The organism is Propionispora sp. 2/2-37 (assembly GCF_001298735.1).
GTDB lineage: Bacteria > Bacillota > Negativicutes > Propionisporales > Propionisporaceae > Propionispora.
The window spans coordinates 80837-99683 of sequence record NZ_CYSP01000007.1 but is presented as its reverse complement, the minus strand read 5'-3'; the positions used below and the strand labels follow the sequence as shown (position 1 = coordinate 99683).

The window sequence follows — 18847 nt, the reverse complement described above, 5'->3', positions numbered from 1 at the left end:
AAGGCGTGAAGCAAGGGATGGTATATTTGGTCGGGGCGGGACCCGGAGATTATAAATTGATTAGTGTTAAGGCCATAGAATGCATGCGGGTGGCCGATGTGGTTATTTATGACCGGCTGGCGGATGAGCGTCTGCTGGAACTGGTCCGGCCGGAGGCCGAACTGATTTATGTAGGCAAGGCATCCAGTGCCCATACCATGAAGCAGACGGATATCAATCGCCTGCTGGTAGAAAAGGCGCTGGCAGGGAAGGTTGTAGTACGGTTAAAAGGCGGCGATCCGTTTGTTTTTGGCCGTGGCGGCGAAGAAGCGCTGGAATTGGAAGCCCGGCAGCTTCCTTATGAAATCGTACCGGGGATTACGTCGGCTATTGCCGTGCCTGCCTATGCCGGTATTCCGGTAACTCACCGGGGTGTGGCAACCTCTTTTGCCGTCATTACCGGGCATGAGGATCCGGCAAAGGAGAAATCAACTCTGCGCTGGGACAAACTGGCAACTGCGGTGGATACCCTGATTTTTTTAATGGGAGTGGAAAATCTGCCCTACATAACCTCCCGGTTAATGCAATACGGACGTGCTGCCGATACACCGGCCGCCATTATCCGCTGGGGGACAAAACCGCAGCAGCAGGTATGGGAAACTACGGTAGAGCAGGCGGCGTCCATGGCGGAGACGGAGAAGATTACGGCGCCGGCGGTTTTTGTTGTCGGGGAGGTGGTGCGCTTGCGGGAGAAGCTTGCCTGGTTCGAAAAACGTCCGCTATTTGGCCGTAAAGTGCTGGTTACCCGAGCCCGTGAGCAGGCCAGTGCGCTGACAGCCAGACTGGAAGAACTGGGGGCACAGTGCCTGGAAGCCCCGGCTATCAAAATTGTGCCCCCGGAAAGTTTTGCCAAGCTTGATCAAGCCATCGGTGAATTGTCCCAGTATCATTGGATCATCTTCACCAGTGTCAACGGAGTGGAATTTTTCTTCCGGCGTTTACGGGAAGCCAAGCTGGATGCCCGGGCCCTGGCCGGGATTAAAGTGGCCGCTATCGGTTCTCAGACGGCCGGAATGTTGAAGCGGCATGGAATTTTAGCCGATCTAGTGCCGGTGGAGTTTCGGGCCGAAGGCATTGCCGAGGCGCTTCAGGGACGGGTGGAAGCCGGTATGCGGGTGCTGATTCCACGGGCAGCCGTTGCCCGTGATATACTGCCGGAAGCCTTGCGGGAAATGGGGGTAGGTGTCAATGTAGCACCAGCCTATCAGACGGTATGCGGCGATACGGAAGGAAAAAAGCTGGCCGGCATGTTAGCGGACGGAGGGATTGATCTAGTCACCTTTACCAGTTCTTCGACGGTAACCAATTTATGTGCTTTATTAGGACCTGATTATGTTCATTTGCTGAAAAAAGCGCAGGTGGCCTGCATCGGCCCGATTACGGCGGCGACCTGCGCCGAACATGACATCACACCGGATATCATTGCCGAGGAGTATACCATTGACGGTCTGGTGACCGCGATTTTAAAACAATAACAGGAAAGGGAACAGTCACATGGCTAAATGGAGATCGTGGCGGTCTGCCGTTTCAGGTTATGTGACTTTCCCCGTAGCAGGGAGTAGAGGAGGTCAATGAACATGAACGTACCGTTTATTCGTCCCCGGAGACTGCGGGTATCGGCAGGGATCCGCCGGATGGTGAGGGAAAACACTCTGCAGGCGGCGGACTTGGTATATCCGTTGTTTATTGTACCGGGAGAAAATATAGAGGAAGATATTGCGTCTATGCCGGGCGTGTATCATTTTTCCGCCGATAAAGCGGTGGAAGTGGCCCGTAAAGTTTATGAACTGGGGATTCCTGCTGTTTTGGTCTTTGGTTTGCCCGCCTACAAGGATGAACAGGGTTCCAGTGCCTGGGACATGCACAGCCCCGTACAGCAGGCTGTTTCCCGGATAAAAGAGGCGTTGCCGGAACTTACCGTAATTACCGACGTATGTCTTTGCCAATATACCACCCACGGCCACTGCGGCATGCTGCACGGTCATAAGGTGGATAATGACAGTACGCTGGAACTTTTGGCGAAAACGGCGCTTAGTCATGCCCGGGCAGGTGCGGATATGGTCGCTCCTTCGGATATGATGGACGGGCGGGTGCTGGCTATTCGACAGATGCTGGACCAGCAGGGTTTTCATGACGTAGCCATTATGTCTTATGCGGTTAAATATGCTTCGGCTTTTTACGGACCCTTCCGGGATGCAGCCGATTCGGCACCGCAGTTCGGTGACCGGAAAAGCTACCAGATGGATCCGGCCAACGCCCGTGAAGGGCTGCGGGAAGCGGCTCTGGATGTGGAGGAAGGGGCCGATATCCTCATGGTGAAACCGGCCATGACCTACCTGGATGTGGTAAGGCAGGTTAAGGACAGTTTTGATCTGCCGATGGCCGTGTATAATGTCAGCGGTGAGTACGCCATGGTAAAAGCCGCAGCGGCCAACGGCTGGATTGATGAGCGGCGCATGGTGATGGAGATGCTGTTAAGCATGAAGCGCAGCGGTGCGGACATCATCATCACTTATCATGCACTGGACGCCGCACAATGGCTTAAAGAAGAAGCGTGATGGATTCCACACGCAGAGGGAGGTAGCGATCGTGTTTCATTTGGAGCAGTCCGCCAAAGCTTTTGACGAGGCGAAACAACATATTCCGGGAGGAGTAAACAGCCCGGTACGTTCTTTCCGGGGTGTGGGCGGCACACCACCCTTCATCGCCCGGGCAGCCGGAAGCCGTTTATATGATATTGACGGCAATGAATATATTGATTATGTTGGTTCCTGGGGGCCGATGATTTTAGGACATGCGCATCCGGAGGTTACCGAAGCGCTTAAGAAGGCAGTGCTGCAGGGAACCAGCTATGGGGCTCCTACACTGTTAGAAACGAAACTGGCCATGCTGGTGAAACAAGCAGTGCCTTCGATGGAACTGGTGCGGATGGTGAATTCCGGAACTGAAGCCACCATGAGCGTGCTGCGTCTGGCACGGGCTTTTACCAGGCGCAGCCGGATTATAAAGTTTATCGGTTGTTATCACGGACATCATGACAGCCTGCTGGTAAAGGCTGGTTCAGGAGCGTCCACGCTGGGTGTTCCCGATAGTCCCGGTGTGCCGGAACGAGTAGCGGCCGGCACAATCAGCGTACCTTATAATGATGAGGAAGCCCTGCGGCAGGCATTTGCCGAGCATGGCGAAGATATTGCCGCGGTTATTATAGAACCGGTGGCAGGCAATATGGGTCTGGTGCTGCCGCGGGAGGGGTATTTGCAAACCGTACGGGATATTACCCGCCGCTACGGGGCATTACTGATTTTTGATGAAGTGATGAGCGGTTTCAGGGTTGCCTATGGCGGGGCGCAGGCGGTGTACGGTATTGTTCCCGATCTTACCTGCCTGGGCAAAGTGATTGGCGGCGGTCTTCCGGTTGGTGCGTACGGTGGCCGAAGGGATATTATGGAATGCGTTTCTCCGTCCGGGCCGGTCTATCAGGCGGGCACGCTCAGCGGCAATCCGCTGGCCATGACAGCCGGCATAGTCACGCTGGAACGTCTGACGGCAACCACGGGAATCTATGATGCCCTTGGCAAAAAGACGGCGCAGTTGTGTGAAGGGTTGCGCACGGAGGCCGAAAAACAGGGACTTTTCCTACAGTTTCAGCACATCGGCTCTATGTTTGGGTTATTCTTTAGTAAAGAGCCGGTATATGATTATGACAGTGCAACCAGGGCCGATAGCAGAGCCTTTACCCTGTATTTTCATGCCATGTTGAAACAGGGCATTTATCTGGCACCTTCTCCGTTCGAGGCCTCCTTTATGTCGGCAGCACATACGGAAGCGGATATACAGGCAACGATTGCTGCCAGCCGGCAGGCTTTTGCCGAGGTAGCACAGCACCGCAACAACAAATAATTCAGGCCGGCTTTCGCCGGCTTTTTTATACCCGGTTTTGCACTGGCTGGCGGTAACAAAAGGAATTTTGGCAAGCGACAGCGAAACCAAGGGTCCTTTTCTATCCGGCACAGCAACAGAGGCTGCCGGAAGCAGCTAATCAGACAGGCGGTAAGGGGGAAACCATGAAAAGACTGAATTTACAAATGCTGGCCAGCGCCTGGAAACTGGCCAGGGCCTACTGGTCCTCGGAGGAAAAGTGGCGTGCCAGAGGACTGCTTGCCGCTATTATTGCCTTAAATCTGGGCATTGTGTATATCAATGTCCTGATTAACAAGTGGCGCAGCACGTTTTACAATGTGTTAAATGAACATAACCGGGACGGGTTTGTCAGCGCCCTGGGAGATTTCAGTATGCTAGCCGGTTTTTTTATCCTGATGGCCGGGTACCAGCTGTATTTACGCATGATGCTTACCATCCGCTGGCGTAAATGGCTGACCACCCAATACCTGGGTGAATGGCTGCACAATCAGACCTTCTACCGGATGAAGCTGCTTGACAGCAATAACACCGATAATCCCGACCAGCGTATCAGCGAGGATATCAATCTGTTTGTAACGCACGCTCTGACGTTGTCGCTGGGACTGCTGCGGGAGGGGGTTACGCTGATTTCGTTTATTTTTATTTTGTGGCAGATGTCCGGTGATCTGGAGATACCGCTGGGACAAACGGTATTTGTGGTTAGCGGCTATCTGGTTTGGGCGGCTATCGGTTATGCGGGGCTGGGTACCTGGCTAACGGTAAAGCTGGGCAAGCCGTTGGTGAAGCTGAATTTTATCCAGCAGCGTTACGAGGCCGATTTCCGTTTTAGCTTGATGCGCCTCCGGGAAAACAGCGAAAGCGTTGCGCTGTATAAAGGGCAGCAGGAGGAACAGCGGAACTTTTTGTCCCGGTTTCAGAATGTATTCAGCAACTACTGGAAGGTAATGAATTTGAATAAAAAACTGACCTGGTTTGTTGCCGGTTATTCGCAGGTTTCCATTATTTTCGGCATATTGGTGGCGGCACCGCGTTATTTCGCCAATAAAATCACTCTGGGGGAAATGTTTCAAATTGCCGATGCCTACGGTACGGTACAGACTTCACTGTCGTTTTTTATTGACAGTTTTACTCAGCTTGCGGAATGGCAGGCCGTTATCAACCGGTTAAGTCAGTTTTCCGTTAATATGGACAATGTCCGGGCGATGCGGCAAAAGCAGGTTGAACCGGAGATTGTCCGGCAGCCACAGGAAAGTTTATGCGTGGAGAACCTAACGGTCTGCCGCCCGGACGGGCATCCTTTGCTGCAGAATATTCATTTACAGCTGGCACCGGGCGATACGGTACTGGTCAGCGGCCCTTCCGGCTGCGGTAAGAGCACGCTGCTGCGGGCCCTGGCCGGAATCTGGCCGTTCGGGCAGGGAAAAATCGTTTTTCCCGCCGATAAGCAGGCGCTGTTCCTGCCGCAAAAGTCCTATATACCGATCGGTTCTTTGCGGGAGGCACTGACTTATCCGGGTCTGGCCCAGCCGGTGGATGAGGCTGGCCTGAAGCAAGTGCTTGACGAATGCAAACTTGGCTTTTTAGGCGGCAGGCTGGAGGAAGTGGAAGACTGGGCACAGGTGCTGTCGCTGGGTGAACAGCAAAGACTGGCTTTTGCCAGGGTTCTGCTGCAGCGGCCGGAGATACTTATTTTAGATGAGGCGACAACGGCGCTGGATGAACCGATAGAACAAGAACTTTATCAGCTGATCAGTAAAAAAATGCCCCGGGCGATTTTGGTCAGTGTCGGGCACCGTAGCACGTTAACCAAATATCACCGGCTGAAGTTGGAATTAGATGGCGCCGGTTCCTGGAAAATAAGTCCGGTATGATTATGACCGTATAGAGAAAAGCCTGGTTATTCTTTACAGAAAGGAAACATAACTATTCCCAGTTTACCTTAATTGTTAAATTTTCATTATATCAATTTACATTTGTACGTTTATAGTGTATAATGGAAGCAAACTTAAGAGAAAGGCCGTGACGTACATGGCGATTTGGCGCATTGAGTTGGAAAGTAGAGATTACGATTACTACCGAAAATGGCTCCACAATCGAGGGTTTGTTGCGGCGGGTTATTTTTCTTCTAATGGATTTGACGTAAAAAAGATGCGCAAGTTAGCTGAAGCAGGTAAAGTAGACGCCATGAGATGCGTTTTCGGCAAGTCGGTACGCTGGTACTATTCCGAAGCGCAGGCAGAGTTAGCTCGCCTTAGAGGGGAATTAGGGTAACATTCCGATATAAATACGGAGTCAGAACAGGTAAAATGCCTGCCATCATGATGGCAGGCATTTTACCTGTTCTTCTGCTGCGATCATGGCAACCAGTCGGTTGCGTCCCTGCTGTTTAGCGGTAGCGAGGGCACCGGCGGCAGTACATAACAATGTATCAAGAGAGAGCTTTTTCAGTGTGACCGCCAAGCCGATACTGACGGTTACCGGAATGGAATGACAGGAAATCTGGAGGGGATCGGAGCTGAATTGTTTACGAAGCATATTGCAAAATTTTGTGGCTCCGGCAGCATCGGTACCCGGCAGGGCTATAACAAATTCTTCGCCGCCGAGACGTCCGAACAGACTGTGGTCAGGCAGCGTCGCGGTTATTTTCCGGGCAATTTCTTTTAAACTTCTGTCACCGGTAATGTGGCCCAGGGCCGCATTTATGGCCTGGAAACGATCAATATCCAGTATGGCTAGCGCCAGCGGATAACAGGTACTATCAGTCAGGAGGGTATTAAGCTGGGCCACGATGGTACGGCGGTTAAGCACCGCGGTTAAATCGTCGTGTGTTGCCAGACGGCGCAGGTATTGCTGCATTTCGGCAATGCGCTTGGCCACTCGCAGGCGTAACGCCAGCTTTTGCAGATTGAACGGTTTGGCAATGTAGTCGTCGGCGCCGGCGGCAAAGGCCGTATCAATAGAGGCTGCTTCCTGATGGCCGGTAATCATGATAATGTATTTGTAATTTAAGCCCGTAGTGTCCCGGCGTCGTAACATCCGGCAGACCTCCAGGCCGTTCATATGGGGCATTTCCCAGTCCAGCAGCACAATCGACGGGGAGTGTTTTTTTTCAAGAATGCTCAGGGCTTCCCGGCCGTCGGACGCTTCCTGGGTTTCATAGCCCATGTTATGCAGAATGTCGGTCAGAATACGGCGATTGATTTCTTTGTCGTCTGCAATCAAGATGCGCATACGTATCTCCTTCTTTTGCGGCAGCGTAATGGTAGTTGCAACATTCCGGACGGAAACTGTCCTTGATGAGAGAATGGAGCGGCTTGGCCTCAATACCTGCCGGTTCCGACAGAGATCAGCCGGAGACGGGGGAGGATTCGGCCAGGTGATGTCGTATAAGTTAGGATAAAGCCAATCTAATTAGTAAAAATGAGGAGGGATTACATCATGAAAGCGGCGCTTTTCGTTATTGATATCCAGAAGGCATTTTTTAAACGGAGCCCGGAAACGGCCAGATCGCTGGAGGAAGCCATCCTTGTTGTTAATGAGGCTATCGATTTCTTTCATTCACGGAACCTGCCGGTCATCTGCGTGCAGCATTGCAACGAAGCCAGCGGTGTTTTGCCGGGAACGGAAGGATTCGAACTGCCGGAACATCTGCACATTAAGCCGGAGGATATTCACATTGTTAAAACTTACGGGAACGCTTTAAACAAGACCGGGCTGGCAGAAAAGCTGCAACAGCTGAAGGTGGACACCTTGATTCTTACCGGCTATTGTGCCGAATACTGCGTATTGTCGACTTATCGCGGAGCTCTCGATCTTGATCTGGTGCCCATTCTTCTGCGGGGCGGGATTGCCAGCCGCAACCCGCAAAACATCCCATTTGTGGAAAATGTCAACGAGATTATTTCCCTGGGAGCTTTAAAACGGCTGTTGTCCTAGCAGGATGACAGTGAACGCCGGTTTTAACAATAACCGGCGTTTTTATTTTTTAGCAATAGCGGGAATATGGGCAGGCAGGTGATGAATGGCGAAGGAAATCGCCGCCTCCGGCGGCAGCGGCTGGCTGATCAGATAGCCCTGGATGAAGCCACAGTCCAGATTGATCAGTGACTGCAACTGTTCGGGGGTTTCCACTCCTTCGGCTACCACGTCAAGGTTCATCTGACGGGCCAGGTGGATAACGGTGCTGATAATGGCTGCTGCTGCCAGATTTGTAGCGGATTGGTGCAAAAAGGATTTATCAATTTTAATGGTATCAATCGGAAAGCGGCTGAGGTAGGTTAAGGAAGAGTAACCGGTGCCGAAATCATCCAAGGCAATTCGGATACCCAGTGTCCGCAATTGGGTCAGTTGTTTGACACAGGAATCAAAGGATTCGATCAGCATACTTTCCGTGATTTCCAGTTCCAGGGCTTCCGGTGGATAGCCTTCCTCCAGCAGGATAGTGTGGAGCCGCCGGGTGAAATCGGCCTGCATGAGCTGCCGGGCCGATATATTTACCGCTATCCGCAAAAGCTGTTGATGTTTTTGACATAACCGTTTGCCAAACCGGCAGGCGGTGCGGATGACCCAGTCGCCGATTGGCAGAATTAAGCCGGTTTCTTCGGCAATGGGGATGAAGGTTTGCGGCGGGATGAAACCTTTTGCAGGATGGTTCCAGCGAAGCAGGGCTTCAAAGCTAAGCGTCCGGCCGGAAAGCAGTTCCAACTGGGGCTGGTAATGCAACGAAAATCCATTGCTGGACAATGTCTTGTGCAAATCAGCTTCCAGTTCCATACGATTGACGATGGCTTTCTGCATATCCTGGGTAAACAGACGCCAGGTTTTACGGCCGGAGGATTTGGCGCGGTATAGGGCGCTGTCCGCATTGCGAAGCACCTGTTCCACGTTTTTGGCATCAGCGGCAAACTGGGCCGCACCCAAACTGCAGGATACCGTGAAGGTAGTGCCGCGCAGGATAAAGGGGGCGTTGAAAGAAGCAAGGATGCAAGCGGCCCATTGGGCAATTGCGTTTTTATTACCCGGCCAGAGGAGTAAGCCGAACTCATCGCCGCCGATGCGGGCAATGGTCGCTCCGGCCGGCAGGCAGGAGCGCAGGCGCCGGGCTGTTTCTATCAGTATTTCATCACCCAGGTCATTTCCCCAGGACGCATTCATAATTTTAAAATTATCCAAGTCGACTAACAGGACGCAGCCGCTGGCTTGGGTCTTTGCTGTCTGCAATAAGGCGGCATGAAGCTTTTCCTTAAAGCTGGCCCGGTTGGGCAGGTTGGTCAGTGCGTCATGGTAGGCAATATGCCGGATGCGTTCTTCACGGTCTTTCAGAGCCTCCTGGCTTTGTTCCAGTTCTTCAATTTTTTTGTGCAGGGATTCCTCGGTTGCCGATAGCTGGGCATACAGGGCTGCCAGTTCGGTATAGCTTTGGTGCAGTTTGTTTTGGGCGGTAAGCAGACTGGTTTCTGCGATTTTCCGTTGCGTAATGTCCCGGGCACAGATGACCAGATACCCTTGGTTGTCCAAAGTGGCCGTCGCCAGAGATAGCTCCACCGGAATGGCGAGGCCGTCCTGGTAATGGAAGGTGCAGCAGGACTGGACGGTATTCTCGTGCAGTAGTTCCAGCGGAACCGGCAAATCCAGCCACTTGGAGACCAAAGTGCCGATCAGGGCGTTGCTATCGGCGCCGCACCAACTGCAGGCCGCGGCATTGGCATCAACAATCCGGCCGTCAGGCAGTTCCACTAAAAAAACGGCGTCCTGTGCCTGGTCCAGCAATAAGCGGAAGCGTTCCAGTTCGGCCAGCCGCTGCTGGAGTTCCGGATAGTAACTTTTTCGTACCGAGGCCTCGCCCAGGCCAATCAGGAGTTCACGGGTAAAGTTTTTTTCCGTTGAGGGCTTACAATGCCTGTTCATAGATAGCCTCCAGATCGTGTTGTTCCAGCGGGCGGGGGTTGGTGGCCAGACAGGGATCTTTTAAGGCCACCGCCGCCAGACGGGAAAAATCGGAACGGCTGACGCCCAAATCCTTCAGCGAATGAGTAAGGCCGATCTGCCGCCGGTAATTTTCAATCGTACCGGCCAGCAGGGCAGCGGCCTTTCCAACCGTCATTCCCTGTAAATCAAGACCCAGTAAACGGCCGATGTGCTGAAATTTTTCCGGGCAGGCGGAATAATTGGCGGCAACGACCGGAGCCAGTAAAATGGCGTTACATTCGCCATGGGTTAGATCAAACAATCCCCCCAGGCCATGAGCCAGAGAGTGAGTGGCGCCCAAGATAGCATTGGAAAAAGCCAGACCGGCCTGTAAGCTGGCAAACAGCATTTGGGCCCGCAAGGCTATATCAGCCGGCCGGGCAAGTACGCGCGGCAGGGTACTCCAGACAATACGCAGCGCTTCAAGGGCGTGAAGATTGGTTGCCGGAGAACTGGCATTGGATACATAAGCCTCAATAGCATGCGTTAAAGCGTCCATGCCGCTGCAGGCTGTGAAAAAAGGATTCATAGTCGTCGTGAGCTGCGGATCAAGCAGTGCGACATCCGGAACCAGCGTTTTACTGACAATAGCCAGTTTCCTTCTTTGTGTTTCATGAGTGATGATGGAAAATTGCGATACTTCCGAGGCGGTGCCGCTGGTAGTGGGTATACAGATGAGCGGCGGCATGGCGCGTTTTATCCGGTCGACTCCTTCATAGTCGGCAATGTGGCCGCCGCTGGAAGCGATAATGCCGATTGCCTTGGCGCAATCCATAACGCTGCCACCGCCTAAAGCCAAAATGGCATTACAACGGGCTTGCAAAAATAATGCCGCACCGTCCATGACTTCCACTGCGCGGGGATTGGGCGAAACCTGGTCAACCACCACAAAAGGCAGATTGGCGGATGACAAAGAGGTTTCCAGTTTTTGAACCCAGGCGGTGGTGTTGCGCAGATGGCTATCGGTTACCAGCAAAACCCTGCGAGTACCGAAATTACGAAGATATTGACCGGCCAACAGACAGGCGTCCACGCCAAAGATAAATTCCGGAGCCATAAATTTTCTCAATTCTAAAAGAGACGGTTGCCCAGATTCACACATTGCAGTAACTCCTTTAAGGATTCATCAATGAAAAATTATGGTAGTAAAGCGTGCGGTATAATGGGCTTAATGGTACCGGAGTACCGGATACCACAACAAAAACTATACGTAGATAAATTCTCTGGGCAGGTAGCAATTTCCTTCTCCTAATGGACGAAATGACGGGATTTGTCGAATAATTGAGAATGTGAAGGGAGTACTGCTACCGGAAAATGAGGCTGTCTAAACAAAAGGATTTTCGGCCTATTGCCAAGAATAAACATAGTAATATAAAATTTGCCTAAAAGTGAAGGAGATGGCTGTGCGACAAATAACGGTGAGAGCTTGTCTGGTGATCGTTTTACTATTGTGGTCCGGCATGACGGTTTGCTGGGGACAGAACGGGAACCTGACCGATCAATGGGAAGAAAAACCGCTGATTTTACAAAGTGGGACAGTCCTGGTTGGTGCAGACGCTGTCTGGGTTCCGGTGAGCATTCTGGAAGCTTATCTGGACAGGGCGTTTCAGTTTGATAAAACGGATACCCGGGCATACCTTTCGGTAGCCCAGCCTGACTTCAGGCTGGAAAACGGGGCATTGGATGTCAAGATTCTGGATGGGGTCACGTTGAACTTTATGACCAGGGAGTTCAACGGAGTTTTTTATCTTAACGTATATGGTCTGGAACCGCTTTTAGGCTTACATGTTACTACGGACGCGGGAGGCAGTGTGATCATTTCCAAACCGCAAACCGCCGAACGCCGGAAACTGAATACCGTCCGGAAAAAGTGGCGCCCGCAGGGAAAAATCAATTTGGTGTGGGATGCCATTGGCACAGTAGATACCGATCTAATACGACAGCCGGCGATACCCGGGCTGCAGGTCCTTTCGCCGACCTGGTTCTCCATTGGTGAGGACGGTCTGGTCAGCAGCCGGGCCGACATACGCTATGTCAAAACGGCTCATCAGAAGGGCTACAAGGTGTGGGCGCTGGTTAACAACAGCTTTGATAAGGATCTGACGCGGCGAATCCTGAGCAGTCCGTATACGCAGGACAGGATTATCAAGCAATTGCTGGTATATTCCAGTTTATATGACCTGGACGGGATTAATATTGATTTTGAAAATGTATATATGGAAGATAAGGACCGGCTTACCGCATTTATTGCGCGCATTGCGGCGGCGCTCAAACTGCAGGGTGTGGTCGTTTCGGCTGATGTTACGGTGCCGGATGGTTCGGATAACTGGTCAAAATGCTATGACCGGGAAAAGCTGGCCGCGATCGTCGATTATATCATGGTGATGACTTATGATGAACACTGGGCTGCGGGTACGAAAAGCGGTTCGGTGGCATCGCTTGGCTGGGTGGAGCGGGGTATTAGCAATATGCTGCAGCAGGTTCCGGCAGAAAAACTGTTGCTGGGCTTGCCGTTTTACACCCGACAGTGGGCAGAGGATAAGAACGGAAAACTGGCGGGCAGAGGCAAAACCATGTCGATGGCGGATGTAGATAAAACCATTCGGGAAAAGCGGCTGACTCCCGTATGGCTGGCGGATCAGGGGCAGTATTATACGGAGTTTTATGAACAGGAAAAACGGCATCGCATCTGGCTGGAAGAGGAACGCTCCCTGGGCCTTAAAGTGGCCCTGGTTGACAAATATAATTTAGCGGGGGTCGCTTCATGGCGCAAAGGTTTTGAAAAAGAGACCGTTTGGCCGGTGATCCATTCCGGGTTGCAAAAGAGCAAGTAGTATCGGCGGTTTACTATCCTGTCCCAGAATAGTAAACCGCTTAGCACATTCCTTGTTGTGCTGTATTTTTCTTAGAAAGGGCGGCTGGTTTTTTTAAAACTAGCCGGCAGTGAAGTGACGGGAGGACATCATATGCGCAGTCTTTTATCCATTCGTATGACCATGTTGTTTATCGGTTTGTGTATCGCGTTTACCTGGTTTTTTGTTTTGCAGCAAATACCGTCGGCAACCGGGGAGGACAGTGATCAGGGCAATGCCGTTCAGGCCGAACCGGCTCCGGCGCCCATCCAGCTACGGCCGGAGGCACTGCCGATAAAGGCAGTAACTACTACGGATAAGGTAATCGCCCTGAGTTTTGACAGCGGTCTTGGGGCCGATGGGATAGACCTTATGGTAAGAACGCTCGGAATACATGGTGTGCATGCCACCTTCTTTATTTCCGGTCCCTGGGCGGCAGCCTATCCGGAAGAAGCCATGCAATTGACTTCCAAAGGTCATGAGCTTGGCAGTCAAAGCTATGCTTACGGTTCGGCTCATTCCGGTTCTTTACAGGGTATAAAGAACGATATGGAAAGGTGCGCGACGGAAATCCGCCAGGTAACCGGCAGGCAGCCCGCCTTATACCGCCCGGCGGTCGGTCAGTTTAGCCGCGCTGGCTTGCAGGCGGCCTTCGAACTTGGTTTTAAAGCAGTCGGCTGGGAAGTGGATGCCCTGGATCATGTGAATAACAATGCCGATATCATTGTCGGCCGGGTTATGCAGCATGTCAAACCCGGAGCCATTGTACGCCTGCATGTGTCCGGCAAGGCATCGGCTGATGCATTAACCCGGTTGCTGCCGCGGCTCATTACCCAGGGATACCGGATTGTGCCGGTGGGGGAATTGCTGCAGCAATACGGCGGCAGGGGAATTGTGTATGATTCCGTTTTATAAGGCAGGGAATGAACTTGACCAATATATCCAATAGAAAGATCTATGTCCTGATGGTGTTTACCGCCTTGTTCTGGTCAGGTGCGTTTATTACCGGAAAAATGGCGGTACAGGAATTTCCTCCTTTTGCCTTGACTTTTTTTCGTTTTTTATTTACTTTGCCGTTTATTTTTGCCATTTTATACAGCAGGCAGCCTGGAGCGTGGCTTCCCGGCCGCGTTCAGTGGGGACCGCTGGTTATACTCGGATTTGTGGGGACTTTTTTGTATCATGTGCTGTTTTTTTTCAGCCTCCATTATACGTCGGCCGTCAACTCGTCCTTAATCGGTGCGTCCAATCCCATGATGACTGCCGTACTGGCCGCGTTATTTCTACGCGACCGGCTGGATACACTTCGCTTGCTGGGTATCGCCCTGTCTTTTAGCGGCGTGGTTTTGACCATTACCGGCGGGGATTGGAGTGTGGTTTCCGGCTTTGCCTTTAACGCAGGGGATTTGTTTATGTTTGCCGCTGTGTTTAGCTGGGCGGCTTATGCTGTGCTCAGCCGCTGTTATATGCAGCGCTTTCAACTGTCGCCTTTAATGATTACCGCATATACTTTTTTACTGTGTACGCTGATTTCTTTTCCTTTTGTCCTGTGGGAGCGGCCGCTAGCCTTTCTGCCGTTTGCCAGCCTAGGGGGCTGGCTGTCCATTCTGTATATGGCTGTGTTCGCATCGGTGCTGGGTTATTTGTTCCAGTTGATTGCCATCCAGAGAATCGGTGCGCCCAAAGCGGCTATTTTTATTAATTTGGTGCCTGTATTTACAATTATTCAGTCCCAACTGATTTTAGGCGAAAGTGTGGGCTGGTTTAAACTTTTTAGTGCCGCCGTCATTATCGGCGGGGTCTATCTGACAACCCGTGCAGCGGCGACACCGCAAACTGGCTGTGCGACAGGAGGGAAGCAGTAATGCGCTTTTTACATACGGCGGACTGGCATTTAGGACGGATGTTTCACGGAGTTCACCTGACCGACGATCAGGCCTATATTTTAGAGCAGTTCCTGGAACTGGTGCGGGAGGTGAAACCGGATGCCGTTGTGGTCGCCGGAGACGTATACGACCGGTCGGTACCGCCGACGGAGGCTGTGCGCCTGCTGGATGATACGCTGTCCCGGTTGCTCCTGGATTATAAGGTACCGGTCATTATGATTGCCGGCAATCACGACAGTCCTGACCGGCTGGGCTTCGGCAACCGGTTGCTGGCCGGCCAGGGCCTTTTTGTTACCGGGCAGCTGTCTGCCAAACTGGAACCGGTTGTCTTATATGATTCCTACGGGCCCGTATACTTTCTTCCTTTGACGTATGCCGAACCGGCCGTTGTCCGGAATACCTGGCAGCTGGAAGCCGACGGGCATGAAGCAGCCTTGAGAGCGATGATTGCCCATACGACAGCCTATGTACCTCCCGGTGTGCGAAAAGTGGCGGTGGCGCATGCTTTTGTTGCCGGAGGAGTGGAAAGCGAATCGGAAAGACCGTTATCGGTGGGCGGCAGCGGCGCGGTCGGCTCGGCACTTTTTGCCGGCTTTGATTATGCGGCCCTGGGACATTTGCATAATTCGCAGCAGGCCGGGAGTGAAAAAATACGCTATTCCGGCTCACTGCTGAAATATTCTTTTGCCGAAGCCGGACAGAAAAAGGGGATCAATCTGGTGGAACTGAACGGTGACGGCAGCGTTGCCGTCACCGTATTCTCTTTGACGCCACGGCATGAGGTGCGCTGCCTGCGCGGCCTGTTCCAGGATCTTGTGGTGCAGGCGCAAACCGACAGCGCTAAGGAAGACTACCTTATGATTACGCTGGAAGACCATCAGCCCATTTTGGATGCCAGGCTCAGGTTGAAGGAAATGTATCCCAACCTGCTGGATTTTGACTATCTGCGTTTAAGCCGCAGCGGCACCCTGCAGGGACCGGCAGGTGACCATCGCCGGTTAAGCGAAGCCAGTTTATTCGCGGCATTTTTCAATCAAATGACCGGCGAGGATTTGACCGCGGAACAGGAGCAAACCTTCAGGGACCTGCTGGACGAGTTAAACCGGGAAGAACGGGAGGCTACACAATGAAACCGCTGTGTTTGACCATGCAGGCGTTCGGGCCGTATGCCGGCCGCCAGGTTGTCGATTTTTCCGAGCTGGGGGCCCGTTCGTTTTTTCTGATCCACGGACCTACCGGGGCGGGGAAAACCACTATTTTAGACGCCATTTGCTTTGCCCTGTACGGTACGGCCAGCGGCAGTGAACGGGATGGGCGGTCGCTGCGCAGCGACTATGCCACGCCGGACATTCCGACTGAAGTGTTATTTTCGTTTGCGCTGGGCGGCAGGCAATACCGCATCCGGCGCTGCCCTGAACAAATACGCGCCAAAAAACGGGGAGAAGGTACGACCAGAATGGATGCGGCTGCTGAACTATGGTTTGTGCGTGAAGGTGCCGAAACCCTGCTGGCAGCCGGCTGGAGCGATGTAACGCAGAAAGTCGAAGAACTGCTGGGTTTTAAAAGCAGTCAGTTCCGGCAGGTGGTATTGCTGCCGCAGGGTGAATTCCGCCGGCTGCTGACGGCCAATTCCCTGGAGCGGCAGGAAATATTGCAGACGTTGTTCAAAACCGATTTGTACCGTGCGATTGAGCTGAAATTGAAGCAAAAGGACCAGGAGGTAAAGAAGCTTTTCGAGCAGAAAAGAGAACAGATCGGCTGGATTTTGCAGGAGGCCGGTGTTTCCTCAACGGAAGAACTGGAACAGATTCATCTTCGCCATAAAGAAGAACTTGCTACGCTGACGGACCGGGAACAAGTTACCGCACAAACGCTGCAGGCGGCACAGGCGGCACTGACGGAAGGGCAGATCGTGCAGGCAAAGTTTGCCGAACAGGCTGAGGCCAGACACAGCCTAAGCGACCTGGAAAACAAGCTGCCGCTGGTGACGGAGAAGCGGCAGGAATTAGCACTGGCCAATCAGGCGTCGGAATTTTTTGATGCGGAAATGAATGTGAAACAGCGGCAGGAGGAACTGGCCGGGCTTGAGGCGGTGTTAAGCAGGCAGGAAACGGCACTGCAGGCAGCCCAGGCAGCCCAGGTTCGGGCTCAGTCTGTCTGGCAGGCGGAAGAAGGACGGGAAACCGAGCGCCAGGCAGCCTGGGAAGAGGTTATGCTGTTAGAGCAGCTGCAGGAAAAAGTGACAGGGTTCATCAGGGCGCAACAAACGGAAGAGGCTGAAGGTCAGGTAGCAGCCCGGGCGGAACGGGAGCGGGCTGCCTGTCAGTCCAGGCTGAATATGCTGCAGCAGGCCCTGGAGAAAAGCCTGTCTGAATATCAACAGGCGCTGGTATTGGCGGCTCAAAGCGGCAGCCGGGAAGCAGCCGTGCGGGAACTGTCCGAAGCCCGGCAGCGGCAGCAATTCTGGGAAGAGGGGAAAATCTCTTTAGACCGGCTGGAGGGCGAACGCATGACTATGCTGGATAAGAGCCGGCAGGTGACGGCCGCCTATACGGCCGCCAGGGAGAAGCTGGCCGCCTTGCAGCAGGCCTGGACTGCCGGTCAGGCGGCCCTGATGGCGGCGAGACTGTCGGAGGGCCTTCCCTGTCCGGTTTGCGGCTCCTGCCATCATCCCCGCCCGGCCTTTTCTCCGGAGGATACCCCGGAAGAGGGAGCGTTGGAAGCGGCCCAGGAGGCGGTTGATTCGCTGGAGCCGGCTGTTGCCGCCATAAGGGAAAAGCTGGCTACGCTGCAGGCGAACTGTCTGGCGGCGAAAGACAGGCTGCAGGAAGTGGAGCGTGCGCTGGGCAGTTATGCTCAGCAGGAGCCGGGACAGGTGGAAAAGGCCTTGGCGGCAGCAGAGGAAAGTTACGAAAAAACTGTGAAGGCAGCCGCCGCCGCAGGCGGTTTGCAGCAGGAAATCACCAGGCTGGAGGCGCAAAAGGCGGACGTGGGCAAAGAACTGGAGGAGTTGGAAATACGCTACCGGCAGGCCGAAAGCCGGTATCAGGCGGCCCGGGCAGTGGCCAAAGAACGCCGGGAGGGTGTACCGGCACCATACCGTGACAGCAATAGGCTGGCAGCGGCCAGACAAGCCGCGCAACAGAAGGCGGAGCAGCTTAAAATCTGCTGGGAGGAGGCGCAGAGCGCACTGCAAATAGCGAGTGAAGCACTGGCTAAAGAGCAAACGCTGTATAAACATACCCAAAGCAACCTGCAGCAAAGCCGGGAACGCTATGAAGCGCAGCGGCGGGAATTTCTCCTGCGGATACGTTCGGCAGGGTTCAGTGGGCCGGACGATTACCAGCGGGCCAAAAAGCCGCCGGATTACCGGAAGGCGTTACAAGAACGGATCGAGATGTTTGATAAAAACTTTACTGCGGCCGGCAGCCGGCTTAAGCAGGCCGATAAAGCAGTTAAAGGGCTGGTGCCTCCTGTAATGGAGCAATTGTTTCAGCGGGTAAAAGAGGCGCTAAGCAGTCATAACCAGGCAGTAGCCGAACAGGCGGCTGCCAGGATTAGAACGGAGCAAGAGCAAAAATGGCTGGCTTCCCTGGCTGTCCTGAAACAGGAAACGGATACGCTAACCGGGCAATACGGGGTCATCGGACGGCTGGCGGAAGTAGCCAACGGCGTCAACGAACATAAACTGACCTTTCAGCGGTTTGTACTGGCGGCACTGCTGGATGATGTGGCTGTGGCCGCCAATGAGCGGCTGAAAACCATGAGCCGGGGGCGTTATTATTTGCAGCGGACCATGGAGCGGACCCGAAAAAACGCTGCCGGCGGACTGGAACTGGAAGTTTTTGATCAGTATACCGGTCTGGCCCGTGCCGTCGGAACCCTGTCCGGTGGTGAAACCTTTCTGGCATCACTGTCGCTGGCGCTCGGGCTGGCTGATGTAGTACAGTCCTACGCCGGCGGTATTCATCTGGATACCATCCTGATTGACGAGGGATTTGGCACGCTCGACCCGGAAACACTGGATTTTGCCGTCAGGGCGCTGCTGGATCTGCAGCGGGGTGGGCGGCTGGTCGGCATTATATCCCATGTACCGGAGCTTAAAGAACGGATTGATGCCAGACTGGAAATCAGCAGGGCAGGCACCGGCAGCCGGGCGGAATTTAAAGTAGGTTGATGTTA

At 53.4% G+C, this 18847-nt stretch carries 14 protein-coding genes; 11 read left to right on the top strand and 3 right to left on the bottom strand.

Going from position 1 to position 18847, the window contains the following annotated elements; genetic code table 11:
• Positions 1-5 precede the first annotated feature (5 nt).
• The 5 genes from cobA to P22_RS09035 all read left to right on the top strand — a co-directional run bounded on the left by cobA (position 6) and on the right by P22_RS09035 (position 6231).
• Positions 6-1514, top strand: coding sequence for a uroporphyrinogen-III C-methyltransferase (cobA, locus tag P22_RS09055; protein ID WP_054259909.1), 1509 nt, complete (start codon positions 6-8; stop codon positions 1512-1514).
• Positions 1515-1616: 102 nt separating this feature from the next.
• Complete coding sequence (hemB, locus tag P22_RS09050) at positions 1617-2597, top strand: porphobilinogen synthase (protein ID WP_054259908.1); 981 nt, start codon at positions 1617-1619, stop codon at positions 2595-2597.
• A gap of 28 nt (positions 2598-2625) precedes the next feature.
• Complete coding sequence (gene hemL, locus P22_RS09045; RefSeq protein ID WP_054260023.1) at positions 2626-3939, top strand: glutamate-1-semialdehyde 2,1-aminomutase; 1314 nt, start codon at positions 2626-2628, stop codon at positions 3937-3939.
• A 164-nt stretch (positions 3940-4103) separates the two neighbouring features.
• The gene (locus P22_RS09040; protein ID WP_054259907.1) at positions 4104-5831 is read left to right on the top strand and encodes an ABC transporter ATP-binding protein/permease; all 1728 of its coding nucleotides are present in this window, start codon (positions 4104-4106) and stop codon (positions 5829-5831) included.
• A gap of 157 nt (positions 5832-5988) precedes the next feature.
• A complete protein-coding gene (locus P22_RS09035; RefSeq protein ID WP_054260022.1) occupies positions 5989-6231 on the top strand; it encodes a hypothetical protein in 243 nt (80 codons plus the stop codon).
• A 45-nt stretch (positions 6232-6276) separates the two neighbouring features.
• On the opposite strand, the gene P22_RS09030 is transcribed toward P22_RS09035, so the two are convergent.
• Entirely contained in the window at positions 6277-7191 is a 915-nt protein-coding gene (locus P22_RS09030; protein WP_054259906.1) for a GGDEF domain-containing protein, read from the bottom strand.
• A gap of 207 nt (positions 7192-7398) precedes the next feature.
• Between P22_RS09030 and P22_RS09025 the strand changes: the two genes are divergently transcribed.
• Positions 7399-7896, top strand: a complete 498-nt coding sequence (locus P22_RS09025) for a cysteine hydrolase family protein (protein WP_054259905.1) — start codon at positions 7399-7401, stop codon at positions 7894-7896.
• Positions 7897-7938: 42 nt separating this feature from the next.
• Here P22_RS09025 and P22_RS09020 read toward each other — a convergent pair whose 3' ends face one another.
• Together P22_RS09020 and ercA are read right to left on the bottom strand one after the other, a co-directional pair.
• Positions 7939-9867 carry a sensor domain-containing protein gene (locus tag P22_RS09020; RefSeq protein WP_054259904.1) on the bottom strand — a complete coding sequence of 643 codons (1929 nt, stop codon included), beginning with the start codon at positions 9865-9867 and terminating at the stop codon, positions 7939-7941.
• Complete coding sequence (gene ercA / locus P22_RS09015; protein ID WP_054259903.1) at positions 9851-11029, bottom strand: alcohol dehydrogenase-like regulatory protein ErcA; 1179 nt, start codon at positions 11027-11029, stop codon at positions 9851-9853. The genes P22_RS09020 and ercA overlap by 17 nt, the downstream gene beginning before the upstream one ends.
• Positions 11030-11330: 301 nt before the next feature.
• On the opposite strand from ercA, the gene P22_RS09010 reads away from it, so the two are divergent.
• The 5 genes from P22_RS09010 to P22_RS08990 all read left to right on the top strand — a co-directional run bounded on the left by P22_RS09010 (position 11331) and on the right by P22_RS08990 (position 18842).
• Positions 11331-12761, top strand: coding sequence for a glycosyl hydrolase family 18 protein (locus P22_RS09010; RefSeq protein ID WP_054259902.1), 1431 nt, complete (start codon positions 11331-11333; stop codon positions 12759-12761).
• A gap of 132 nt (positions 12762-12893) precedes the next feature.
• Positions 12894-13694, top strand: a complete 801-nt coding sequence (locus P22_RS09005; RefSeq protein ID WP_054259901.1) for a polysaccharide deacetylase family protein — start codon at positions 12894-12896, stop codon at positions 13692-13694.
• 14 nt (positions 13695-13708) lie between these two features.
• Positions 13709-14644, top strand: a complete 936-nt coding sequence (locus P22_RS09000; protein WP_235814599.1) for a DMT family transporter — start codon at positions 13709-13711, stop codon at positions 14642-14644.
• Positions 14644-15795 carry an exonuclease SbcCD subunit D gene (locus tag P22_RS08995; protein WP_054259900.1) on the top strand — a complete coding sequence of 384 codons (1152 nt, stop codon included), beginning with the start codon at positions 14644-14646 and terminating at the stop codon, positions 15793-15795. Before P22_RS09000 ends, P22_RS08995 begins: the two co-directional genes overlap by 1 nt.
• Positions 15792-18842, top strand: a complete 3051-nt coding sequence (locus P22_RS08990; protein WP_054259899.1) for an AAA family ATPase — start codon at positions 15792-15794, stop codon at positions 18840-18842. The genes P22_RS08995 and P22_RS08990 overlap by 4 nt, the downstream gene beginning before the upstream one ends.
• Positions 18843-18847: the final 5 nt, after the last annotated feature.